This is a genomic window from Blautia massiliensis (ex Liu et al. 2021) (assembly GCF_052064225.1).
Classification (GTDB): domain Bacteria; phylum Bacillota; class Clostridia; order Lachnospirales; family Lachnospiraceae; genus Blautia_A; species Blautia_A fusiformis.
The window spans coordinates 1-19,124 of sequence record NZ_JBQHWA010000043.1 but is presented as its reverse complement, the minus strand read 5'-3'; the positions used below and the strand labels follow the sequence as shown (position 1 = coordinate 19,124).

The window sequence follows — 19,124 nt, the reverse complement described above, 5'->3', positions numbered from 1 at the left end:
TGTGTATTTTATTCAGTTTTCAATGTCACAGATGAAGGAAAGGGGCTAAATTTATGCCTAAAAATAAGGTTTTCGGACAGGTTGAGGGGGGTATTTTTGCTGTTACACAATAAAAAAACGCCCAAAAAGCCTGTATTCATGGGCTTTCTGGGCATTTTTCTCTTTATAACGATATGTGCTATATTAGGGCTTATCTGATTTTATCTGTTTTGTTTCTTTAATGAGAGTTCTCATAGACGATTTTGTGACAAATTCGTAGCCTGTCCGGAAATAAAAGACTTTGTGCAAAGTATCAGTTAAAAGTTACTTCAATCAAGAGATGCCAGTTCCAAGATTAAAGTTCCAAGATTAAAGTTCCAAGATTAAAGTTTCACATAAGTAATTCCATTGACCAGCAGATCCCTTTCCCAGGATTAATTTTCTGGGAAAGGGGCTTAATCTTTTCAATTACTCTTACCTTCTTTTAAATTATCTAACTGTACCTGACTCAAACCAGTAACTTCCTTAATTTGTTCATCTGTAAGAAGTCTCGCTTTAATCAAATTAACCGCTGTTTGTTCAATTCCCTGATTAATTCCCTTGGTATAGCCTTCCTCAACGCCCTCTTCCCTTGTCTGCCTCATATGCCTCTCTTCATCATACTCGTATATACTCACTTTCTTCGCCTCCGCTCGATTCTTTCTCAAAAAATCTGCCAATATATCTTCACTGATGCACTCTGTAATTGCCCGCTCTACTGCTTCATCCAATGATATCTCCGCTGCGTATTCACGTACCCGGGAAGTGTATTCTGCGTAGTCATGAAGTGTCTTGCAGGTTTCCATCAGTTTCCGGTTATGGCCTTTATTGATGTTCAACATAACTGCCTTCAATTCCAAAGAAGGCGCCTCCTCCGGAACAGTAAAGAGCTCTGACAACTTCAGTTCCTTACGATCCGGCTGTTCAGCCTGCCCGTTATAAAAAATCACAAACTTCGGTGTAGGCAGCTTCACAGCTTTCGTCCCATACAGGTTCATATCCTTCGTATAATCCGAATACACATCTGCCACATACAGCAGATACCGTACAGGTAAATTCGGACTGTACGTAGATTGATGTTCATACAGATTTAATCCCAGCTCAATAATAAAAGAAACATCATTCTGCATAGACATGTACACTGCATTCTCCAGTGTATTGATCTGAAGCAGATCAGGATCATCGTAACTGGTTCCATTGATCGCATTGTAAAGTTTCAGCAATTCATTCCTGTCGCTGAACAGCATTGCAAAAATCCTGGATTTATAGGTTCGGTTCGCTGTTAATACATCCATATTGTTTTCTGCCATGTAGTATCCTCCTTGTCAGAAAGTCGGGAGAATCCCATGGTAAAAAATGCACTTCTGGAAATCCCCCTGCGTGATTATGTGATTTAAGCATTGAGATTTCTCTGTATAGCCGAACGGCTGATGAATTTCAGATACGGAAGAACCCGTACAGATCAACAATAGAAATGAAATGCTTTTCTTTATCTTAGCACAATATGGGCGAATATGCAATCAAAACATTTCGACAAATTTCTCCCTCTAGACTTTCCCATTATTTTCATGTATATTCTACATATAACGACACTACGGCTGCCTGAGGCAGCCGAATAATTTTCTGGAGTATACATATGTTGAAAATTGCGATCTGCGAAGACAGTGAGACCTTTGTGGAGATTATAAAGAAAAATATTGAAACCATTCTGAAAGTACCTTATGAACTACATCCCTACCTCTCCGGAAAGGAATTTATGACTGCTCTGCCGGAAACTAGATGTCCTTATGATATTGTTTTTCTGGATATCTCCCTGGGTGACGATACAGTTTCCGGAATTGAACTTGGCCAGATGATAAACGGGGAGAATCCACGGACACAGCTGATCTTTATCAGCCAGTATCTGGAATATGCCTCGGATGTCTATTCCACAAAGCACACTTATTTCATTTACAAAAACCGACTCAACGAATATCTGCCGGCTGCTCTGGATGCTGCACTTAAAAATCTCCAGACAAATGAAGAACAGTTTCTCACACTTAAGATCAGACATTCTCACATCCGAATTGCGGTAAATGATATCCTGTATCTGGAACGAAATCTGCGTGAAACACTTATTTATACAAAAATTGAAACCTATACAGTCCGTGACAAACTGAATATTCTCCAGCAACAGCTGCCGGATTTTTTCGTGTGCTGCCACAGAAGTTTCCTTGTGAACCTTCATGCAGTTTCCAGGCTCCAGCATACAGAAATTACTTTGACCACCGGTCAGCAGATTCCTGTCAGCCGCGCACATTATGAAGATGTTAAAAAATCTTTTTCTCTGCTGATGCTGTGATTCCGAAAGACTGACTTTCGTATTTTGCTCTGATATCCCATAACATTTCCAAGAAAGAAGGTACTCTCATGCCACAGTTTCTGAAATTTATTTTATACACTCTTCTTCCGAGTTCTTTCATAACTTCCTATATCTGTGTCCGATTTTGCACTGGTATCCTTACGCCATCCCGGAGCTTTTTTCCAAAAAACCGTAGCTGTTTTTTTGTCTCATTTATGTTGCCCATAACAGCTGCCTTTATGTCAAAATATTGGTTTCCCAGTATGGGCTCCTGGCTTATCCAGTTGACACTCCTTCTCCTGACAATTCTTTATTTTTCAGATCCTCTGAAAAAAAAGATTTCCACATTTCTGATCTTAATATGTATTCTGGCAATTTCTGAAAATATCGCTGCAACATTTGCCCTGCCGATTTACACTCTTATATACCACGAAGAATCGTTTCGTTATAATTTGCTTTATACATCTGGTGAAATGCTTTTTTTAATAATCATAGATTTCTTCGTTGCATTGCTGTTTATTAAAAAACTGGTTCCACTAATCCGGAATTATTCCCACAGTATTCAGCTGACTACCATTGCTGAGCTCCTTTTTCCCGTACAGGCGTCTTCACTTCTTATGGGAATATTGCTATACCGTAAAAATTCTCCCTGGTTAAAATGGCTGATCATTTTATACTGGTTTCTCAATCTTCTCTGCTGTCTGATAATAGCCAGGGCTTTTCACAACATTTCTCTCAGAGAAAAAAGACACAAACTGTTGGTTCAGCAGATGAGTTTTCTTCAGAAACAGCTGGAATATACAACCGAAATGGAACAAGAATATCAATCTGTGCGAAAATGGAATCACGATATGGAAAACCATCTCTTTTCACTGAATTATCTGATCCGCACCCAAAAATATCTTGAGGCAGATGTATATCTGGAAACAATTCTTTCAGAACTTCCGCCGGAAAAGAGGACTTTATGAAACGAGGCTTTACTATTCTTTTTATAGAACTTTTCTGTGTTCAGGCATCTCTTTTCCTGGAAGCTCTGCTACAGAAATATGCTCTGTTCTGCCAGATAATGCTTCTCTTTTTTCTGGCCCTCACTTACCGCAGGATCTACCTTCTTGCCAGACGATCGCTCAAAAATGCTCAGGAAGAGGCAAAATTTCAGGCTCTTCAGAAGCAGGAACAGTTACAGAAAGAACAGGAGCAGCTGTTTGTTTCCAGAAAGCAGGAGACTCTGGCGTTCCAACAGGCTACCATCCGGAAACTTGAGACACTTCAGAATTACCTGAAAACGAACGAATATGATAAGATCCAGGACTACCTGCCTGCCATAACCGATGATTTTCAGAGAGAACGTTTCCATCCCATCTGTCAGGACAGCCTGATCAACGCCATCCTTGCGGACAAAAGATTTCTTGCCATGCAGAAAAATATCAAAGTTACCTACGAGGTTCTTCTTCCGGAGAAATCCAATATTCCCTCTTCGGAACTGAGCAGTATATTTTTCAACCTGCTGGATAATGGAATAGAAAGCTGCAACGCTTCCGGTTCTGAAGCACCGTTTATCTCTGTAACATCAAAAATGTCCGCCGGTTTTCTTACTGTCCACATGAAAAACAGCAAAGATCCGGCACAACCATTCAACCACAAAACATCAAAAAAAGATATCCCCAACCATGGATTCGGTCTGTCCATAATTGAAGATATCTGTGCAAAAAATGATGGTAGCTGTCAGTGGATCAACAATGGGGATACCTTTGATTCAGTTGTTATGCTGAGATACCAATAAGATTCAGCAGAACATACATATCCTTATCTTTCAGTTCCGCTGCATAATGCTCCACGCATTTGAAGCCTTTTGAAATATCAAAATGTTTATCAAAATTCAAAACCTCATCAGCTCCAGCTTCTTCTCCCTGGTCAGCTGCTTGATCCGGTACTCCCGGCTCATGGCCTCCTCCTTTGTGGCAAAGCCTTCGTAATACACCAGCTTCACCGGCCTTTTGGCCCGGGTATATTTGGCGCCTGCTTTGCCTTCATTATGGGCTTTCATCCGCCTGGCAAGGCAGTTTGTCCAGCCGGTGTAGAGCGTGCCGTCTGCACACTGCACGATATATGTATAGTTCATAGCAGTCTCCTCTTCTGTAAAAAATTTCGGCAATGCAATGCCAGTACACCAGTACATTTCCGACAGTAGCCACACAGATCGTTGTCGTCCTGTAAGACCGATATCCCGGCAGCTGATATCCTTCCTTCTATGTAAAGACAGCCACCAGCATTTCTCCAGCAGCCGTCCTTCTATCCTCAAGCAGCCGGCACAATTCATGTATTTCACTTACATCAAAAAAATAAAAGCAGGTCGGGATTCCGGCTGCGGATTTTCCCACCTGCTTTATTATACGGTCATTTCTTATTTCTGTGAATATGGAATTCACTGCATAGCTGCTCTATAGGTATTCGTATTCTGATCTTGCTGTATTTCCCGATCAATAAGCCCAGCCTACTCCATCACATAATTCTTCAGCAGATAAATCTTCCCATCACACTCCACAGCCTCCACCTTCACAGTCTGTTCCTGCGTTTCCGGATAATATCTGGAAGAGAAAACAACCTCTCCGCCATTCACATAGATTTCCACAGCTGTAGTATCCGCAAGAACTCTGATGCTTTCGATCACACCGGACGGAACATGCGCCTTACGTACTTTACGTCCGGCACCGGCCTTCTCGGAGAGAGTTAAGATCACATCTCCGTCCTGATATTCCAGGAAGAGATTTTCCCCAAGGCTTACTTTACCCTGCTCACCTTTTACCTGAACATCCAGATCAAACGGTCCATTCACCGGAATCTCCGCACTGGAACCGCTGACAGAAACGCCAGCCTTTCTCAACCCGTTCAGTTCTTGCGCCGGATACTGATAAAGCATTCCGTTTTTATACGTAACTTCCCTTGGAACAGTCAGGCAATGCTGCCAGCCTTCGCTCTCTGCTGTAGGATTCACATACTCCTCATCTGCATCCGGCATTCCCATCCAGCCGATCAGGATCCGTCTGCCCTTTCCATCCTGGAATGTCTGGGGTGCATAGAAATCAAAGCCGTGGTCCCATTCCCGGAAAGCTTTTTCCTCCGGCTTTCCATCCTTCAGGATAAAGTATCCGGACTGATAGATGTTCTGAAAACGGAACTCTTCTCTGGTCAGTCCCTGGGGAGATACAGAAAGCACCTCCTGTCCCTCAAGAGTGAAAAAATCCGGGCACTCCCACATGTATCCGAATGCCTTTTCTGTAGTAAGCTCACTGTCAAATTTCCAGTTCTTCAGATCTTCGGATCTGTAAAAAAGTACGGCGCCCTGGTCGCTTTTCTGACGGCCGCCAAGGATCATCCGGTACTCTTCCCCCTCTTTCCAGACCTTCGGGTCACGGATGTGGCAGGTGTAATTCTCCGGATAATCCTCACAGGAAACTGCAACCTCCTTTGTTCCGAAATGAAGGCCGTCCGCACTCTCCACATGAAGAGTGCTGGACTGCCTTCCGTTATTGATATAATCATAATCTCCATCCATCTTGATGTTTCCTGTGTAGAAAAGATGAAGCTTATCTTTCTCCGCAATGGCAGAGCCTGAGTAAACACCATGACAGTCATAAATGCTGTCCGGCAGAAGCGGAACCCCTTCATATCTCCAGCTGATCATATCTTCACTGGAGTAATGTCCCCAGAATTTCAGTCCACCGTTGGCCTCAAACGGAGAATACTGGAAAAACACATGATATCTTCCCTTGTACCAGCATAATCCGTTCGGGTCATTGAGCCATCCCACAGGCGGCATCAGATGATGGGTCAAACGGTTTGTCTGCATCGTCCTGGCAACTGCTGCCGTTTCCTCGATTTTTCGCACTTCCTCCGCAAGGACCTTGGTCAGAGAACTCATTTTATTTTACCTCCAGTACTTCAGAACCATTATTTACTGTTCCTTCTGCAAGCATTTTTACTTCTTCATAATCATCGGTATTGGTTACGATCAGCGGTGTGGTCACATCATAGCCGGCTGCCTTAATAGCATCCATATCAAAGGTGATCAGTGTCTGGCCTTTTTTGACCACGTCACCGTCCTTTACATGAGCGGTGTAGAATTTACCGCCAAGCTCAACGGTGTCAACGCCGATATGGATCAGCAGCTCCAGACCACTTTCTGTTGCAAGCCCGATGGCATGCTTTGTGTCAAAAATTGTAGAAACCGTAGCATCACAGGGTGCTTTTACTTCACCTTTGGACGGAATCACTGCCATGCCCCTTCCAAGGACTTCAGATGCAAAGGTTGCATCCTTTACTTCTGAAAGCGGGATCGCAGTTCCCTCAAGCGGGCTGTAGAGGGTCTGTGCACCTGTCTCTGAAGTTTTCTCCTGGGCAATTTCTGCCGGAGCATCTGATTTTTTCTCTGCTTCAATATTTTTTTCAGCTGTTTCCTGTACCTCATCCTTATATGCGAACATCCAGGTAAGCACAAAAGCCACACCAAATGCGATGGCAAACATCAGGATATAACCAACTGGATTATTCAGGCACAGCAGGATTCCGAAGATACCGGTAACACCTGTTCCTGTGGCACCAAGACTGCTAATGGAGGCAAAAAGTGCTCCGCATGCACCACCCAGGCAGCCCATGATAAACGGCTTTCCGAAGCGGAGGTTTACACCGAAGATTGCCGGCTCTGTGATTCCCATGCATGCGCTTAAGGCAGAAGGAACAGCCATGGATTTGATCTTCTGATTTCTGGATTTCAGGCCTACAGCAAGAGCTGCACCACCCTGTGCAATGTTAGCTGCAGATGCAAGTGGCAGCCAGTAGGTAACGCCGAATTTGGCCAGCTGTCCAAGGTCAATGATAGTGTACATGTGATGAACACCGGCAACAACAGTCGGTGCATAAAAGGCACCCATGATAAAGCTTCCGATTCCAAATGGCAGTGCGATCAGCCACTGGATCCCATCCAGAAGTCCGTTCTCAACAGCTACGAAGATCGGTCCGATAATGGAAAGTGTAAGATAACCGGTTACAAAAACACTGACAAGTGGTGTTACAAAAAGATCGAACATTGCAGGTACGATCTTATGAAGTCTTTTCTCGATCTGTGCCAGTACCCATACTGCAATGATAACCGGGATCACATGTCCCTGATATCCCACCATGTCAATGGAGTAAAGTCCAAACCATACCTTCTGCGTTGCCTGCACACCCTCTGTTGCAACAGTCCAGGCATTCTGCAGATTTGGATGGATCATGATCATACCGATAACCGCACCCAGATAAGGGTTGGCACCGAATACCTTCGCACCACTGTAAGCGATAAGGATCGGCAGAAATGTATACGCTGTGTTGCTGAAAAGCTGTGCAAATACATAAATGGAACCATTGGTGTTAATATTCAGGAAGCCGTTGTTTACCATGAAGTTCAGGGCTTCCATGATTCCCATCAAAAATCCGCTGGCTACGATAGCTGGGATGATCGGGACAAAAATATCTCCCAGTATTTTGATCAGTCTCTGTATCGGATTAGCCTTGGATGCTGCCACCTTCTTAAGCTCATCCTTACTGCTCTCTGATATTCCGGCGATCTGGATAAATTCATCATAAACCTTGTTTACAACTCCTGTTCCCAGGATGATCTGCATCTGTCCCTGTGCGAAAAACACACCCTTCACACCGTCGATATTCTCTACATATTCCTTATCCGCCTTGTCATTATCCGCAATGACCAGACGAAGCCTTGTTGCACAGTGCGCCGCGGAAATGATGTTTTCTTTCTTTCCTACATGATCATAGATTTCCTGTGCTGTCTTTCTGTAATCCATGTCCTTCCTCCTTTTCTGCTACTGTTCCCGGACAGTCATATCTTTCTGCTTTCCCTTTCTTCGGATCAGATCTGTCTGTTCTTTCTTCAGCTTCCCGGGATTTATTATCTCTGATCCATTGTTTTTCATTTATTTATGAGATTGATTTCATATATCCATTCATACAAGGAACGGTAATCTTTCCATTTTTTAAGCTTTTTGATGATTTCAGCGCTTTTCAATGGTTTGTTTTATGTTGTTGCTTGTGTTCTTATGTGGAATCGTTCTCATATCTTACTTGTATTATAACTACTGCATTATTATTTGTAAATCCGCAACATCGCACAAATTTCTTCGGTCAAAATTGTACATATTCCATAAGAACAGATGCAAGACAGACAAACCAGTCAGGACATCGCAGAAAAAATCTGGCATTTTTCTGTGTTTGCTCAGCCATAACACAGCACCACGCAAAAAAAGAAGCAGGTCTTTTTCTCCCAAAAGATCTGCTCCTGTTCCACAATAACTTATAATTTCTTCCTCTGTCTGCGAGGATATTCTCTGTTACCTGTGAGATTCCCGTTCCACAAGCTCACATCCCATTTTTATTTCCTTGCTGATCCCGGTATCGTTCTCAATAAGATCAGCCAGCATGGCTGCTGCCTCCATTCCGCTGGTCTTATAATAAAAATGTACTGTTGTCAGCTTCGGTTCCACGATCTTACCCGGAACTCCATCCCCGATCCCTGCGATCTGAACATCCTCGGGAATGCGAAGCCCGATCTCCTTCAAATAAGTCATGGCTCCCACCGCCATAGTATCCGTAGCACACACAAGAGAATCTATGGAAGGCTCCTCCTCAAAAAGCTCCTTCGCCATCTCATACCCGGAATCCATGGTAAAGCTTCCGATCTTCATCCTCTCCGGCACGACCTCCAGCTTAGCTTTATGGATAGCATCCATAAAACCCTTTTTCCGGCAGGCACCAACTGCCTCGTCCTTATCTGTAACGCCGATATAGGCAAACTTTTTCCCCTTCTCCGCCAGCTTCTCCGTGACCTGAAAAGCTGCTTTATGATCATCCTGATAAATACATGGATATCCGTCCAGATGCTGTCCCAGGATCACGATCGGTACCTTATAATCCTTCAGCATCTGTTTATGCTTTCTGGTAAACATGGTAGCAATAAAAACCACTCCGTCCACCTGACGTTCTTTAAACAGAGAAAGGTATTTCAGCTCTTCTTCCACATCATTATTGGTATTGGCCAGAATAAGCTGATATCCTCTCCGTGTAAGAATATCACTGATCCCTGTCACCTCACGGCTTATGGTATCTGAATTGATCTTTGGAAGGATGACACCGATGAGACTGGTTTTTTTGGTCCGCAGTGTCTGTGCCTGGGAGGATGGCTGATATCCTGTCTCCTGGATCACCCTGCGGATGACTTCCTTTTTTTCACTGCTGACATATCCATTATTCAGATATCTGGATACCGTAGCTCTGGAAACTCCGGCAAGCCTGGCTATTTCATTAATGTTCATAACTTATGTACCTCTTCTTTTGTCCTGTTATATCTGTCCTTGTATGCATATTTATAATATAGATTATACACGGTTTCTTTCCGGTAAAAAAGCTTCTTTTCCTATGTAAATGGAAATTTTTATTACTGCTCACTCCGTTCTCACTAATACGCTTCACAAGGCAGGGGATACGGGATGCATATACCTCCCATCCCGTATCCTCCATACTCTGTTTCCAGAAATCTCCCCGGCATATCTGTTTTTCGGTTTTCCCTGTCATTCCAGATATTCAAACGGATCTACCGGCACGCCATCCTTTTTCATTGCAAAATAAAGATTCGGGCCTTCTACAGAATAATATTTGGTAGGTGCACTGATATTTCCGATCACTTCACCCTCCTTTACTGTGTCACCTTCTGCCACAGTAAGGTCCTTCAGCTGCCCGTATACTGCCTGATAACCATTTCCCAGCTCCATAGTCACAGTCGTTCCCGTGCAGGCATCCTGTACAACAGAAAGCACCTGACCATCAGCCGCCGCATACACCGGCGCATCCTCCACTGCCTGCAAAGCAATGGCAGAGCTTACACGATACTGATCCAAAGTCGGATAATATACGGTTTCATCCATATTGTAATCCACAAGAACCGTTCCTCTGACCGGCCATTCCATAATGGAATCCTCCGTAAAATCCAAAGCCTGTGCCGCAATTCCGACAGCTGAGGTCTCTGCGGTATCTGTGGAAGCTCCAGCTCCGTTATTCACCGCTCCCTCTGCCGATGTATTTCCGGCATTATCTGCTGTATTTCCAGTGCCATCTGTGCGGCTTCTGTCTGCACCTGCTGCCGCAGACACGCTCCTATCCTCCGTACCACTTCCATTATCTGCATCTGCCGCTGCATTTTCGGCTGTACCACTTCCTGCAGTCTCACGGATGCTTCCTGTCACTCCATCTGCTCCGGCTTCTGAAGCTCCTGACAGACCTGCTTCATCTCCGGTTTCTCCATCAGAGATCTCATCCTGTGCTGCATCCTGCCAGCCATCTCCGGCAGCTGCCGCATCCTCTGCGTTTTCCCCGTCCGAAAGCTCCTCTTCCAGCCCGGTCTCTTCTACCTGTACAGAATTTTCCTCCTGGGGACTTTCTGCGATGGGCTTTGTTCCAAGCTGATAAACAGTAATCCCAAGTGCCGCCACTGCTGCCAGAACACCTCCGTTGATAATACCTCTCACAATTTTACTTTTCATATTCTTTCCACCTCTGTCTGATATGTTCATTTTCAGTAACAGAAAAAACAGTAAAGCTGCCGTTTCGGTCACCATTTCTATATCTATAGAGTGTCCAGAATATGGCTGTCTATTCATTTTTTGAATATTTTTTTATCAGACGTTGCTTCGGATGCCTGACTTTCTTTAATCCTCAGCTTTCAGCTCCATCTCCGGAAAATATTTTTCCAGGATTTCCTCCGCACTGCTTCCGTTTTTTGCCATCTCATTTCCACCAAACTGGGAAAATCCCACACCATGACCGCTGCCACGCACTCGCAGATAATAAATATCATCCTTTTTCTTCAAACTGAAATTCGCGGATTCCAGTCCCATTCCCGCTGCAAAACTTTCTCCCTCCAGAAGTGTTTCCCCAATCGTAAGCTCTGTCACATAACCGGCACTGTCCCGTTTTTTGATCTTCAGCTCCCCGGAAAGCTGCCCCGCAGGAATTTCCACGATTTTTATATGATCCGGAGATTTTTTGTCCTCACTGCTATCTGCCGATTTCAGATATGTATACGCCTCATCATGAAAAACTTCTTCCCCGCTGCGGGTTTTCCCTGCGCTTCTCTTATGCCAGGGAGTCAGCCTCACTTTTCCTTCATATGTAAGTACCTGTCCATCCGTCTCTTTTGCTGCCTGCTCATAGATCTGCCTTTTTTCTGCAAAAAAATATCTCCAGCCTTCCTCTGTGTTTCCGTTTTCCCTCAGGATCTCTGCGAGATTTTTTCCCTCTCCCAGCCACCTTTGAATATTCGACCGTGCGATCACAGTCTGCGCCTTTATGGTTTCTTTTTTCATATCCGGAGAAATCTGCGAAAAAACAATGACCGGGAGATATTCTTCCATATTCGGCACCCTCTCTGCCAGGACCCTCTCCGGTCCATTAATGGTTGCCGCCGAAAAATAAGGAAGAACAATTGCTAAAAACACCAGACAATATCGAAGAAGCGCATATTTTTTCATAAAAACACCATAAGCGTTCTTTTTCCTAATATATGTTCTTTTGCCAAAAATTATTATTTGCTGTATACTATAGCGGTTCCATGAATCAATGCATCAAAAAAAGTTATTCCGAACATGCTGCAGTAATTTATGGAAATGCTATGTATCAATCCAAAAAGTATCTGCAACGATCAGTCCTGCTCACCGCTTACTGCTTGCCACGAATGGAGGTATCACACACCATGCTTGCCATCTTTCTCGCACCATTATATATTCTCATTAATATTTATATCGTCCGCTGGATGATTTTGTGGATGGGTGCCTGCGCTCATTTTTTCCAGACCTTTGCGTTCCGGGCATGCTTTGCAGGTGTTTATATTTTTCTGTCCACTTCTCTTCTGACCTGTTTTCTCATCCGGAAGCCCCCTGCGCTCCATCGCTTCCTGAAAAATACGGCAAATTATTTTCAGGGAACATTTCTTTACATCCTGATCGTAATCGTAACTACAGATCTCTGCAGACTGATCCTGAAGCATACGCTTCATCCGGCCTGGATGTATTCCCGGAAAGCCTTCGTAGTCACAGGCGCTGTCTGCACCCTTCTGATCATTGGTGTCAGTCTCTATGGGATTTTTAATCAGTGGAATATTAAGACAAAAACTTATGATGTGAAAATAGACAAGCAGGTGAAGGGAATGGACTCCCTGAAGATCGTCCTGCTCGCAGACATTCATTTCGGTTACAGTATCGGAGAAAAACATGCCGGGCTTCTTGCAAAAAAGATCAACGCCGAAGATCCGGATCTGATCTGTATTGCCGGCGATATTTTTGATAACGAATATGAAGGGATCAAAAACCCGAAAAAAACAGCGGCCATTCTCCGTTCACTGAAATCCAGATACGGCGTTTATGCCTGTTGGGGCAACCATGATCTCAGCGAACCGATTCTGGCCGGTTTTACCTTCCGCAATGCAAAAAAAGATTATGATGATCCCAGAATGCGGAATTTTCTGGAATCTGCCAACATCCGGCTTCTCGATGACGAAACCGTCCTCGTAGATAAACGGTTTTATCTGACAGGCCGTAAGGATCCTTCACGCTGCCGAAAAATGTCCGACACCCGTAAGGATCCTGACCAGCTTACAGCCTGCCTTGACAAAACACTCCCGATTATTTTTATGGATCATCAGCCCGGTCAGCTGGATGAAGTGGCAGCCGCAGGCGCAGACCTTGATCTCTGCGGCCATACTCATGACGGCCAGCTGTTCCCTCTGAACATCATCACCGGCCTGGTCTGGGAAAATTCCTGCGGCTACCTGAAAAAGGGGACTATGCACAACATCGTTACCTCCGGTGCCGGCATATGGGGCCCGAATATGCGTACTGCCACAAACAGCGAGATCTGTTCGATCACAGTACATTTTTATCCTGCCAGACCTAACTCCTCTGATCCCTCATAAATATCTTCCACCGGCAGCTCCTCCGCACTCTCACTATCCTCTTCTGTTATTTCTGTTCCGTCATTTTCTTCTTCCGTTTCAGAGTCCTTCGGAAACTCAATTACTTCAGCCGTATCACCACTTTCTGATATCTCCGGCTCTTCACTGGAATCATCAAATATCTCTTCCTCAGTATTATCGTCCGTCTTTCCTTCTTCAGAACTCATATTGAGTTCCTCGCTGCTCTCTTCTTCAGCTTTCTTTTCACTGTTTCAGATAATCTCAAGGGCTTCTGTTTCTGAAATAATGCCTGAATTATCTTCCATTGCATTTGCTTCCGGCACTTCATAATCATATACAAAGGTATTGACTGGCATAAGCTTGTTTGACTGCACATCATAGTCAAATACATGCCACAGGTATCCTTCCCTGTTAACCGGTACATTTGCCTGATAGATCTGTTTTCCACCCCGGTAAACGGTTACTTTGGCTGACGAAGCAGATAATTCTGTACTCGCATCATCTTCACCGTTTGTATAATCGTATACATAAAAGCTATATTTTCTTCCGGTGAAGCCTTTGTATATGGTTGTTGTTTCCGGTCCATAGCTGCTTGTATCATCCAGATCTAGATTTGCTATTACATCTCCATCCTCTGAATATGCATTTTTATCCCTGTAGTATACATGGAAGTAGTCATCTCCGTTTTCATCAGCAGGTCCCAGCAGATGAGAATCCAGGTCTCGCGGAGTTTCTCCCCATGTAAGCACGATCTGAAGAAGTCCCTCATCTCCTGCACTGATATTGGTCGATGACATTGTTACATCACGTTCACTGCATGCATTTGCCTGAACTACAACATTGATATGGGCAGAAACAAAATCTTCATTGCTTGCATTCAGCGTATAGTTTCCGGCTGGCACGGTCAACGTATAGGTTCCATCTGCTGATACGCCTTCTTTCACAGTCTCTCCGATCACATTATCCCAGCCCTTACGTAATTCATAAGTTACATTTTCTATATTTCCGCCGGTCATGGAATGAATAAATCTTCCACTCAGCTCACCATCTCCGGCTTCTGCTCTGGATACCATCAGGAAAGATTCTGCGTATGTGATCTGGTTCGCTGATACTTCCATGGAACTGCTCTCATATTTCTGGTAACCGGTTGCTGTGACAACAATTTTGTAGGTTCCTTCATCAAGATCATTAAATGAATAAGTTCCATCTTCTTTCGTGAAAGTTTTTTCAACCTTGACTGTTCCGGAATATGCTTCCACGCTGGCATTTTTTACAGGAGCTTTACTGTTTGAATCCAAAACGCTTCCCTCAATGCTTCCAGCTCCGACTGTACATTTATCTACCAGTGTTCCATTTTCAAAATGAACCTTCAATTTTAGTGGATTATCGTCATCATCAGACAGAAAATCCTTGGACAACGTATAATGCCATACCGTTTTCAGGAACTTTCCGACCACCGTATCCGGATTCAACTCACCCGCTGCGTAAATATAGGTTCTTACATCAGAACAAAGCACATTTCCGGCATCACGAACTGTATAGGATACGCTTGCCTTTGCCGCAGGTCCTACCTTAATATCAATTCCTGCCAGATCCCATGTCTCCAATGCAGTCAGATTTAATCCAAACTGAAGACCGCATTTCGCAGATCCTTCTATTGTGACCGGTGTCAAAGTCTGACTGAAATCATGGATAAATCTTCCATTTCCATCTTTGAATTCATATCCGCCGGTTGCTTCAACGGAATATTTTACAACAAACTGCCCGGACACATCATAAAACAGAGAAACCACCAGATCTGCAGAAAGACCAGTTGTACCAAGCTTTATAGGAACTCGTCCCAGTTCAAGTACATCGCTGACTGTTTCCATAGTTCCACTTGCATGTTTGATCTGCTGCTCTGAATTCACGCCACTTATATAAAGTCCACCTTCGAAATCAGCTTTTCCTGTAACTGACGCAATAAAATGCTTTACCTCTATCTTTCCCCAGCTAAATCCGGCATCCAGCTTACAGCTTACATCCGGAATCGTAACAGCAACAGAACCGGACAGCTTCACCTTATCATTAAATTTATGATTAAGATCAAATTTCAATTTACCTGGAACCGGAATACTTCCGCCGAGAGTAAGTCCTCCTGCCGGCACCTCACTTGAATTTTCCGGAATATACTCATATTGAACGCCCTCTGCAGTTACCTGCATATTTTCCGGATCTGCAATTCCTGCACCTTCAAAATCAATTGATTTGTAAACCTCTGAAATATCATCCGGTTTGCCGGCCTTAATGATCAGACGTCCCTGTCCGTCCTTTGTGATATTCTGGACTTTTAATGCAATATCTGTATCTGTTCCCATTTCCTTTGCAGAAAACAGTACAACCTTTCCGGTTTCCAGATTTTTATAAGCATTTCCATCTTTTACTGTGATCGTATAAGTTCCGTCACTGTTCTGGACAACATTGTATATATTTTTGGAAGTATCTTTGACTTCAACTACATTTGTTGCATAGGTAACCTTGCTGTCATAATTCTCATCGATTACTGAGTCCTCAGTGATCTGGTCGATAGCTTTTAAGATCTGAGCTGCATCATTTCCGTTAATTGCCTTCTCCGGTTCAAAGGTATCTCCATTCAGAGACAGCATATTCTTTTTCAGTGCAATAGCTACAACATTTTTATACCTGATCTGAGCCGCATCTGCACATGTCGGTTCTTCATCCGTAGTTTCATATCCCATAAGCATTACTGCTGTATATGCGGCAAACTCTCTTGTTGCATATTCGTCAGGATAAAAATATGGAACATCCTGCTCATCGGTTTCATCGGGAATGATTCCCATAGTTTTTGCAATTTCTGCTGCGATTCCATTTTCATTTTCTCTGGTATCAGCATAATAATAATTTTTGCTGTCAAACTGCTCTTCATACTTGCAGCCAACTTTATCCAGAAGAAGTTTTACCCATTCACCTCTGGTGTATTCATGTCCGGAATCCTGCACGTATTTTTTCGTAACAAAAATCCTTGCAAAGATTTTTATTCCTTTTACTTTGGCAACAATCGATGTATTTCCCTCTCCGACTGCCTGGACAACACCTGTTTTTGTTACTGTTGCAATTTTCTGATCAGCAGATGACCAGCTTACTTTAACACCCTTTTCCTTAAAACCAAGCTGGATACTTCCCCCTTCTTCCAGAGTAGCTTTTTGATTTTTCATTGTTGGTTTCACAACTGTTATCTTACATCGATATGTTCTCTTCTTGGAATCTTTAAAGGTTACTGTACATGTTCCTGTTCCTGTTACAGAAACAGTACCATCTTTTTTTACCTTGGCAACCTTTGTATTTGAACTTGAGGCAGCTTTGATCACATCACCCTTTATCGAAAGCTTCCTGGACGTATTCGCTGTTCCCCATACAAATTTTAAGCTCTTTGCAGACAGATAAGGATTTTTTACAGTAACCTTACAGGTATATACTTTTTTTCCTATTTTAGCTTTAACCACGGTTGTTCCGGTTTTTACTGCTGTTATTTTTCCCTTAGAGCTGACTTTAACGATTTTTTTATTGGCAGAACTCCATACCGTCTTTCCCGAAACACCGTTTACTTTTAACTGCAGACTTTTTCCCTTTACATACAATACGGCTTTTTTCACTGACATTCCCGGGCTTTTTACTGTAACCTTACAGGTTAATGTCTTTTTGGCAATTCTGGCCTTTACTGTTGCGGTTCCGGTCTTCACAGCCGTTATCTTTCCCTTTGACGAAACCTTTACAACTTTATTATTGGAAGAAGACCATTTCACGGCTTTCTTCCAGTTTACAACCTTTAACTGTGATGTTTTTCCCACGTACAAAACCTTTTTTGTACTGTTCAGTCTGGGATTTGCAGCTGCATTTGCTGGCATGCTGATTCCTAAGATCAACATCAGGATCAGCATCAGCGGCAGCAATTTTTTTGATGCACTTTTCCCTTCTGCTGTACTATGCTATAATGTTCATCAATTATAAATTTTCGAGATCATTCGAAATCATTTATAATTAATCCCCCGTAAATTATCAGACTATCAACCAAGAAAGGAGAAAAATCATGAGTGTCACCGTAAATCCAAAAGCCCGACAAATTTTACCGGTTATTCTGGGCTGCTGCGTAATCGGAACTGTTTTTTTTCTGGCAATAACTATCTGTTCCGCCATAAAATATCATGATTACGTACCTGTAGATGCTGTTATATCATCTGTCAGCCGCTCAAATAATCCTAACAAGCCTCATAGTTCCAATTATCATAACTATGTGAAGTACTCTTACACCTACAAGGAACAAGACTACACAGCTGACCGAATCGAGTTTTTACGCCTCGGCAAAGCCCCCGGAAATCATGTTCAGATTAAATGTGATCCGCAGAATCCAAACCAGATCCAGAATATCTATTCTATGACCATCTGTATTGTCTTCCTGGTAATCCTGATCATAACAGATTTCCTGCTCATTCTTATGATAAAGTCTTAATACTGTACAGCTATGCTCTAATTATATAACATTTTTATCTCTTGAACTTTGTCAAATTTGTCGCAAAGTGAACATTTTTTGTCGAAAATGTCCACAATAATTTTTTTATCGCATTGACATACTCCTACCATTGAAATCCTACTCGATGGCTCTGCTGATTCGTTCGTCAGTAAGTAATTTTCTCTGATATAAAAAAGACGGTTACGCTGAATCACAACGTAACCGTCTTCCTTTATACTATACTCGCACAGATATAAAACAAAATTCCCACCTACTGCCTTGAGCAATAAATGGGAATTTATCTGATCCACTTAAAAAGTGAGGCATCGGGGATTCGAACCCCGGACAACTTGATTAAAAGTCAAGTGCTCTACCGACTGAGCTAATACCCCATATTTACATTAAAACATACCCAGGCTTTTTCTAACCAGCCGTTCGCATATTTTACATTAAAACACGCTCAGGCTTTTTCTAACCAGCCGTTCGTATGTTTTATATTAAAACACGCTCAGGCTTTTTCTAACCAGCCGTTCGTATGTTTTACATTAAAACACGCTCAGGCTTTTTCTAACCAGCCGTTCGTATGTTTTACATTAAAACATGCCCAGAGCCGGAATCGAACCAGCGACACGAGGATTTTCAGTCCTCTGCTCTACCAACTGAGCTATCTGGGCATAAGTAGCGGGGACAGGATTTGAACCTATGACCTTCGGGTTATGAGCCCGACGAGCTTCCAGACTGCTCCACCCCGCGTTATTAAATGTTAAAAGCCGATGATCGGACTCGAACCGATAACCTGCTGATTACAAATCAGCTGCTCTGCCAATTGAGCCACATCGGCATTTAAGTGGATGGAGAAGGATTCGAACCTTCGAAGGCGGTGCCAACAGATTTACAGTCTGCCCCCTTTGGCCACTCGGGAATCCATCCATAATCTATGGGACCTATAGGGCTCGAACCTATGACCCTCTGCTTGTAAGGCAGATGCTCTCCCAGCTGAGCTAAGATCCCATATTTAATTCATTACAGCTAAGCTGTAACGACCCAGAAGAGACTCGAACTCTCGACCTCCGCCGTGACAGGGCGGCGCTCTAACCAACTGAGCCACTGGGCCATTTTAAGGTTTGTACCTTAAAAACTACATACATGTTTGTTGATCGTTAATCAAACTCTTGAATCAATTCTTAACCTGCGTTTCTTGGTCAAGCCCTCACCCGATTAGTAACAGTCAGCTCCATGTG

At 43.3% G+C, this 19,124-nt stretch carries 13 protein-coding genes and 7 tRNA genes; 4 read left to right on the top strand and 16 right to left on the bottom strand.

Going from position 1 to position 19,124, the window contains the following annotated elements; translation table 11 throughout:
- Positions 1-198: hypothetical protein (locus tag ACTNDQ_RS13890; protein ID WP_441064873.1), on the top strand; the 198-nt coding region annotated here is incomplete at its 5' end.
- A gap of 245 nt (positions 199-443) precedes the next feature.
- Here ACTNDQ_RS13890 and ACTNDQ_RS13885 read toward each other — a convergent pair.
- On the bottom strand, positions 444-1,328 hold the full coding sequence (locus ACTNDQ_RS13885; RefSeq protein ID WP_320810951.1) for a hypothetical protein: 885 nt from the start codon (positions 1,326-1,328) through the stop codon (positions 444-446).
- A 326-nt stretch (positions 1,329-1,654) separates the two neighbouring features.
- Between ACTNDQ_RS13885 and ACTNDQ_RS13880 the strand changes: the two genes are divergently transcribed.
- Both ACTNDQ_RS13880 and ACTNDQ_RS13875 read left to right on the top strand, forming a co-directional pair.
- Complete coding sequence (locus tag ACTNDQ_RS13880; RefSeq protein WP_441064872.1) at positions 1,655-2,359, top strand: LytR/AlgR family response regulator transcription factor; 705 nt, start codon at positions 1,655-1,657, stop codon at positions 2,357-2,359.
- A 964-nt stretch (positions 2,360-3,323) separates the two neighbouring features.
- On the top strand, positions 3,324-4,142 hold the full coding sequence (locus tag ACTNDQ_RS13875) for an ATP-binding protein (RefSeq protein WP_441064871.1): 819 nt from the start codon (positions 3,324-3,326) through the stop codon (positions 4,140-4,142).
- Positions 4,143-4,238: 96 nt separating this feature from the next.
- Here the strand turns inward: ACTNDQ_RS13875 and ACTNDQ_RS13870 are convergent, their stop codons facing one another.
- The 6 genes from ACTNDQ_RS13870 to ACTNDQ_RS13845 form a co-directional block, all read right to left on the bottom strand.
- Complete coding sequence (locus ACTNDQ_RS13870; protein WP_118626573.1) at positions 4,239-4,481, bottom strand: GIY-YIG nuclease family protein; 243 nt, start codon at positions 4,479-4,481, stop codon at positions 4,239-4,241.
- 372 nt (positions 4,482-4,853) lie between these two features.
- Entirely contained in the window at positions 4,854-6,281 is a 1,428-nt protein-coding gene (locus tag ACTNDQ_RS13865) for a glycoside hydrolase family 32 protein (RefSeq protein WP_441064870.1), read from the bottom strand.
- A gap of 1 nt (position 6,282) precedes the next feature.
- Positions 6,283-8,202: a glucose PTS transporter subunit IIA gene (locus tag ACTNDQ_RS13860; protein ID WP_441064869.1), complete on the bottom strand. Its 1,920-nt coding sequence runs from the start codon at positions 8,200-8,202 to the stop codon at positions 6,283-6,285.
- Positions 8,203-8,745: 543 nt separating this feature from the next.
- Positions 8,746-9,726, bottom strand: coding sequence for a LacI family DNA-binding transcriptional regulator (locus ACTNDQ_RS13855; protein WP_021652887.1), 981 nt, complete (start codon positions 9,724-9,726; stop codon positions 8,746-8,748).
- Positions 9,727-9,981: 255 nt separating this feature from the next.
- A complete protein-coding gene (locus ACTNDQ_RS13850; protein WP_320810825.1) occupies positions 9,982-10,950 on the bottom strand; it encodes a M23 family metallopeptidase in 969 nt (322 codons plus the stop codon).
- Positions 10,951-11,115: 165 nt separating this feature from the next.
- Positions 11,116-11,937, bottom strand: coding sequence for a SpoIID/LytB domain-containing protein (locus tag ACTNDQ_RS13845; RefSeq protein ID WP_441064868.1), 822 nt, complete (start codon positions 11,935-11,937; stop codon positions 11,116-11,118).
- A gap of 221 nt (positions 11,938-12,158) precedes the next feature.
- Here ACTNDQ_RS13845 and ACTNDQ_RS13840 point away from each other — a divergent pair, with 221 nt between their 5' ends.
- Positions 12,159-13,376: a metallophosphoesterase gene (locus ACTNDQ_RS13840; RefSeq protein ID WP_278795288.1), complete on the top strand. Its 1,218-nt coding sequence runs from the start codon at positions 12,159-12,161 to the stop codon at positions 13,374-13,376.
- Here ACTNDQ_RS13840 and ACTNDQ_RS13835 read toward each other — a convergent pair.
- The 9 genes from ACTNDQ_RS13835 to ACTNDQ_RS13795 form a co-directional block, all read right to left on the bottom strand.
- Positions 13,340-13,582, bottom strand: coding sequence for a hypothetical protein (locus ACTNDQ_RS13835; RefSeq protein WP_441064867.1), 243 nt, complete (start codon positions 13,580-13,582; stop codon positions 13,340-13,342). The genes ACTNDQ_RS13840 and ACTNDQ_RS13835 overlap by 37 nt on opposite strands.
- Positions 13,583-13,627: 45 nt before the next feature.
- Positions 13,628-17,281, bottom strand: a complete 3,654-nt coding sequence (locus ACTNDQ_RS13830; RefSeq protein WP_441064866.1) for a carboxypeptidase regulatory-like domain-containing protein — start codon at positions 17,279-17,281, stop codon at positions 13,628-13,630.
- 921 nt (positions 17,282-18,202) lie between these two features.
- Positions 18,203-18,275 (bottom strand) — tRNA-Lys (locus ACTNDQ_RS13825).
- A 209-nt stretch (positions 18,276-18,484) separates the two neighbouring features.
- Positions 18,485-18,557 (bottom strand) — tRNA-Phe (locus tag ACTNDQ_RS13820).
- Between the two features lie 5 nt (positions 18,558-18,562).
- Positions 18,563-18,636 (bottom strand) — tRNA-Met (locus tag ACTNDQ_RS13815).
- Positions 18,637-18,651: 15 nt separating this feature from the next.
- Positions 18,652-18,724, bottom strand: a tRNA-Thr gene (locus tag ACTNDQ_RS13810).
- Positions 18,725-18,731: 7 nt separating this feature from the next.
- Positions 18,732-18,813, bottom strand: a tRNA-Tyr gene (locus tag ACTNDQ_RS13805).
- An 8-nt stretch (positions 18,814-18,821) separates the two neighbouring features.
- Positions 18,822-18,894 (bottom strand) — tRNA-Val (locus ACTNDQ_RS13800).
- 29 nt (positions 18,895-18,923) lie between these two features.
- A tRNA-Asp gene (locus ACTNDQ_RS13795) sits at positions 18,924-18,997 on the bottom strand.
- Positions 18,998-19,124: the final 127 nt, after the last annotated feature.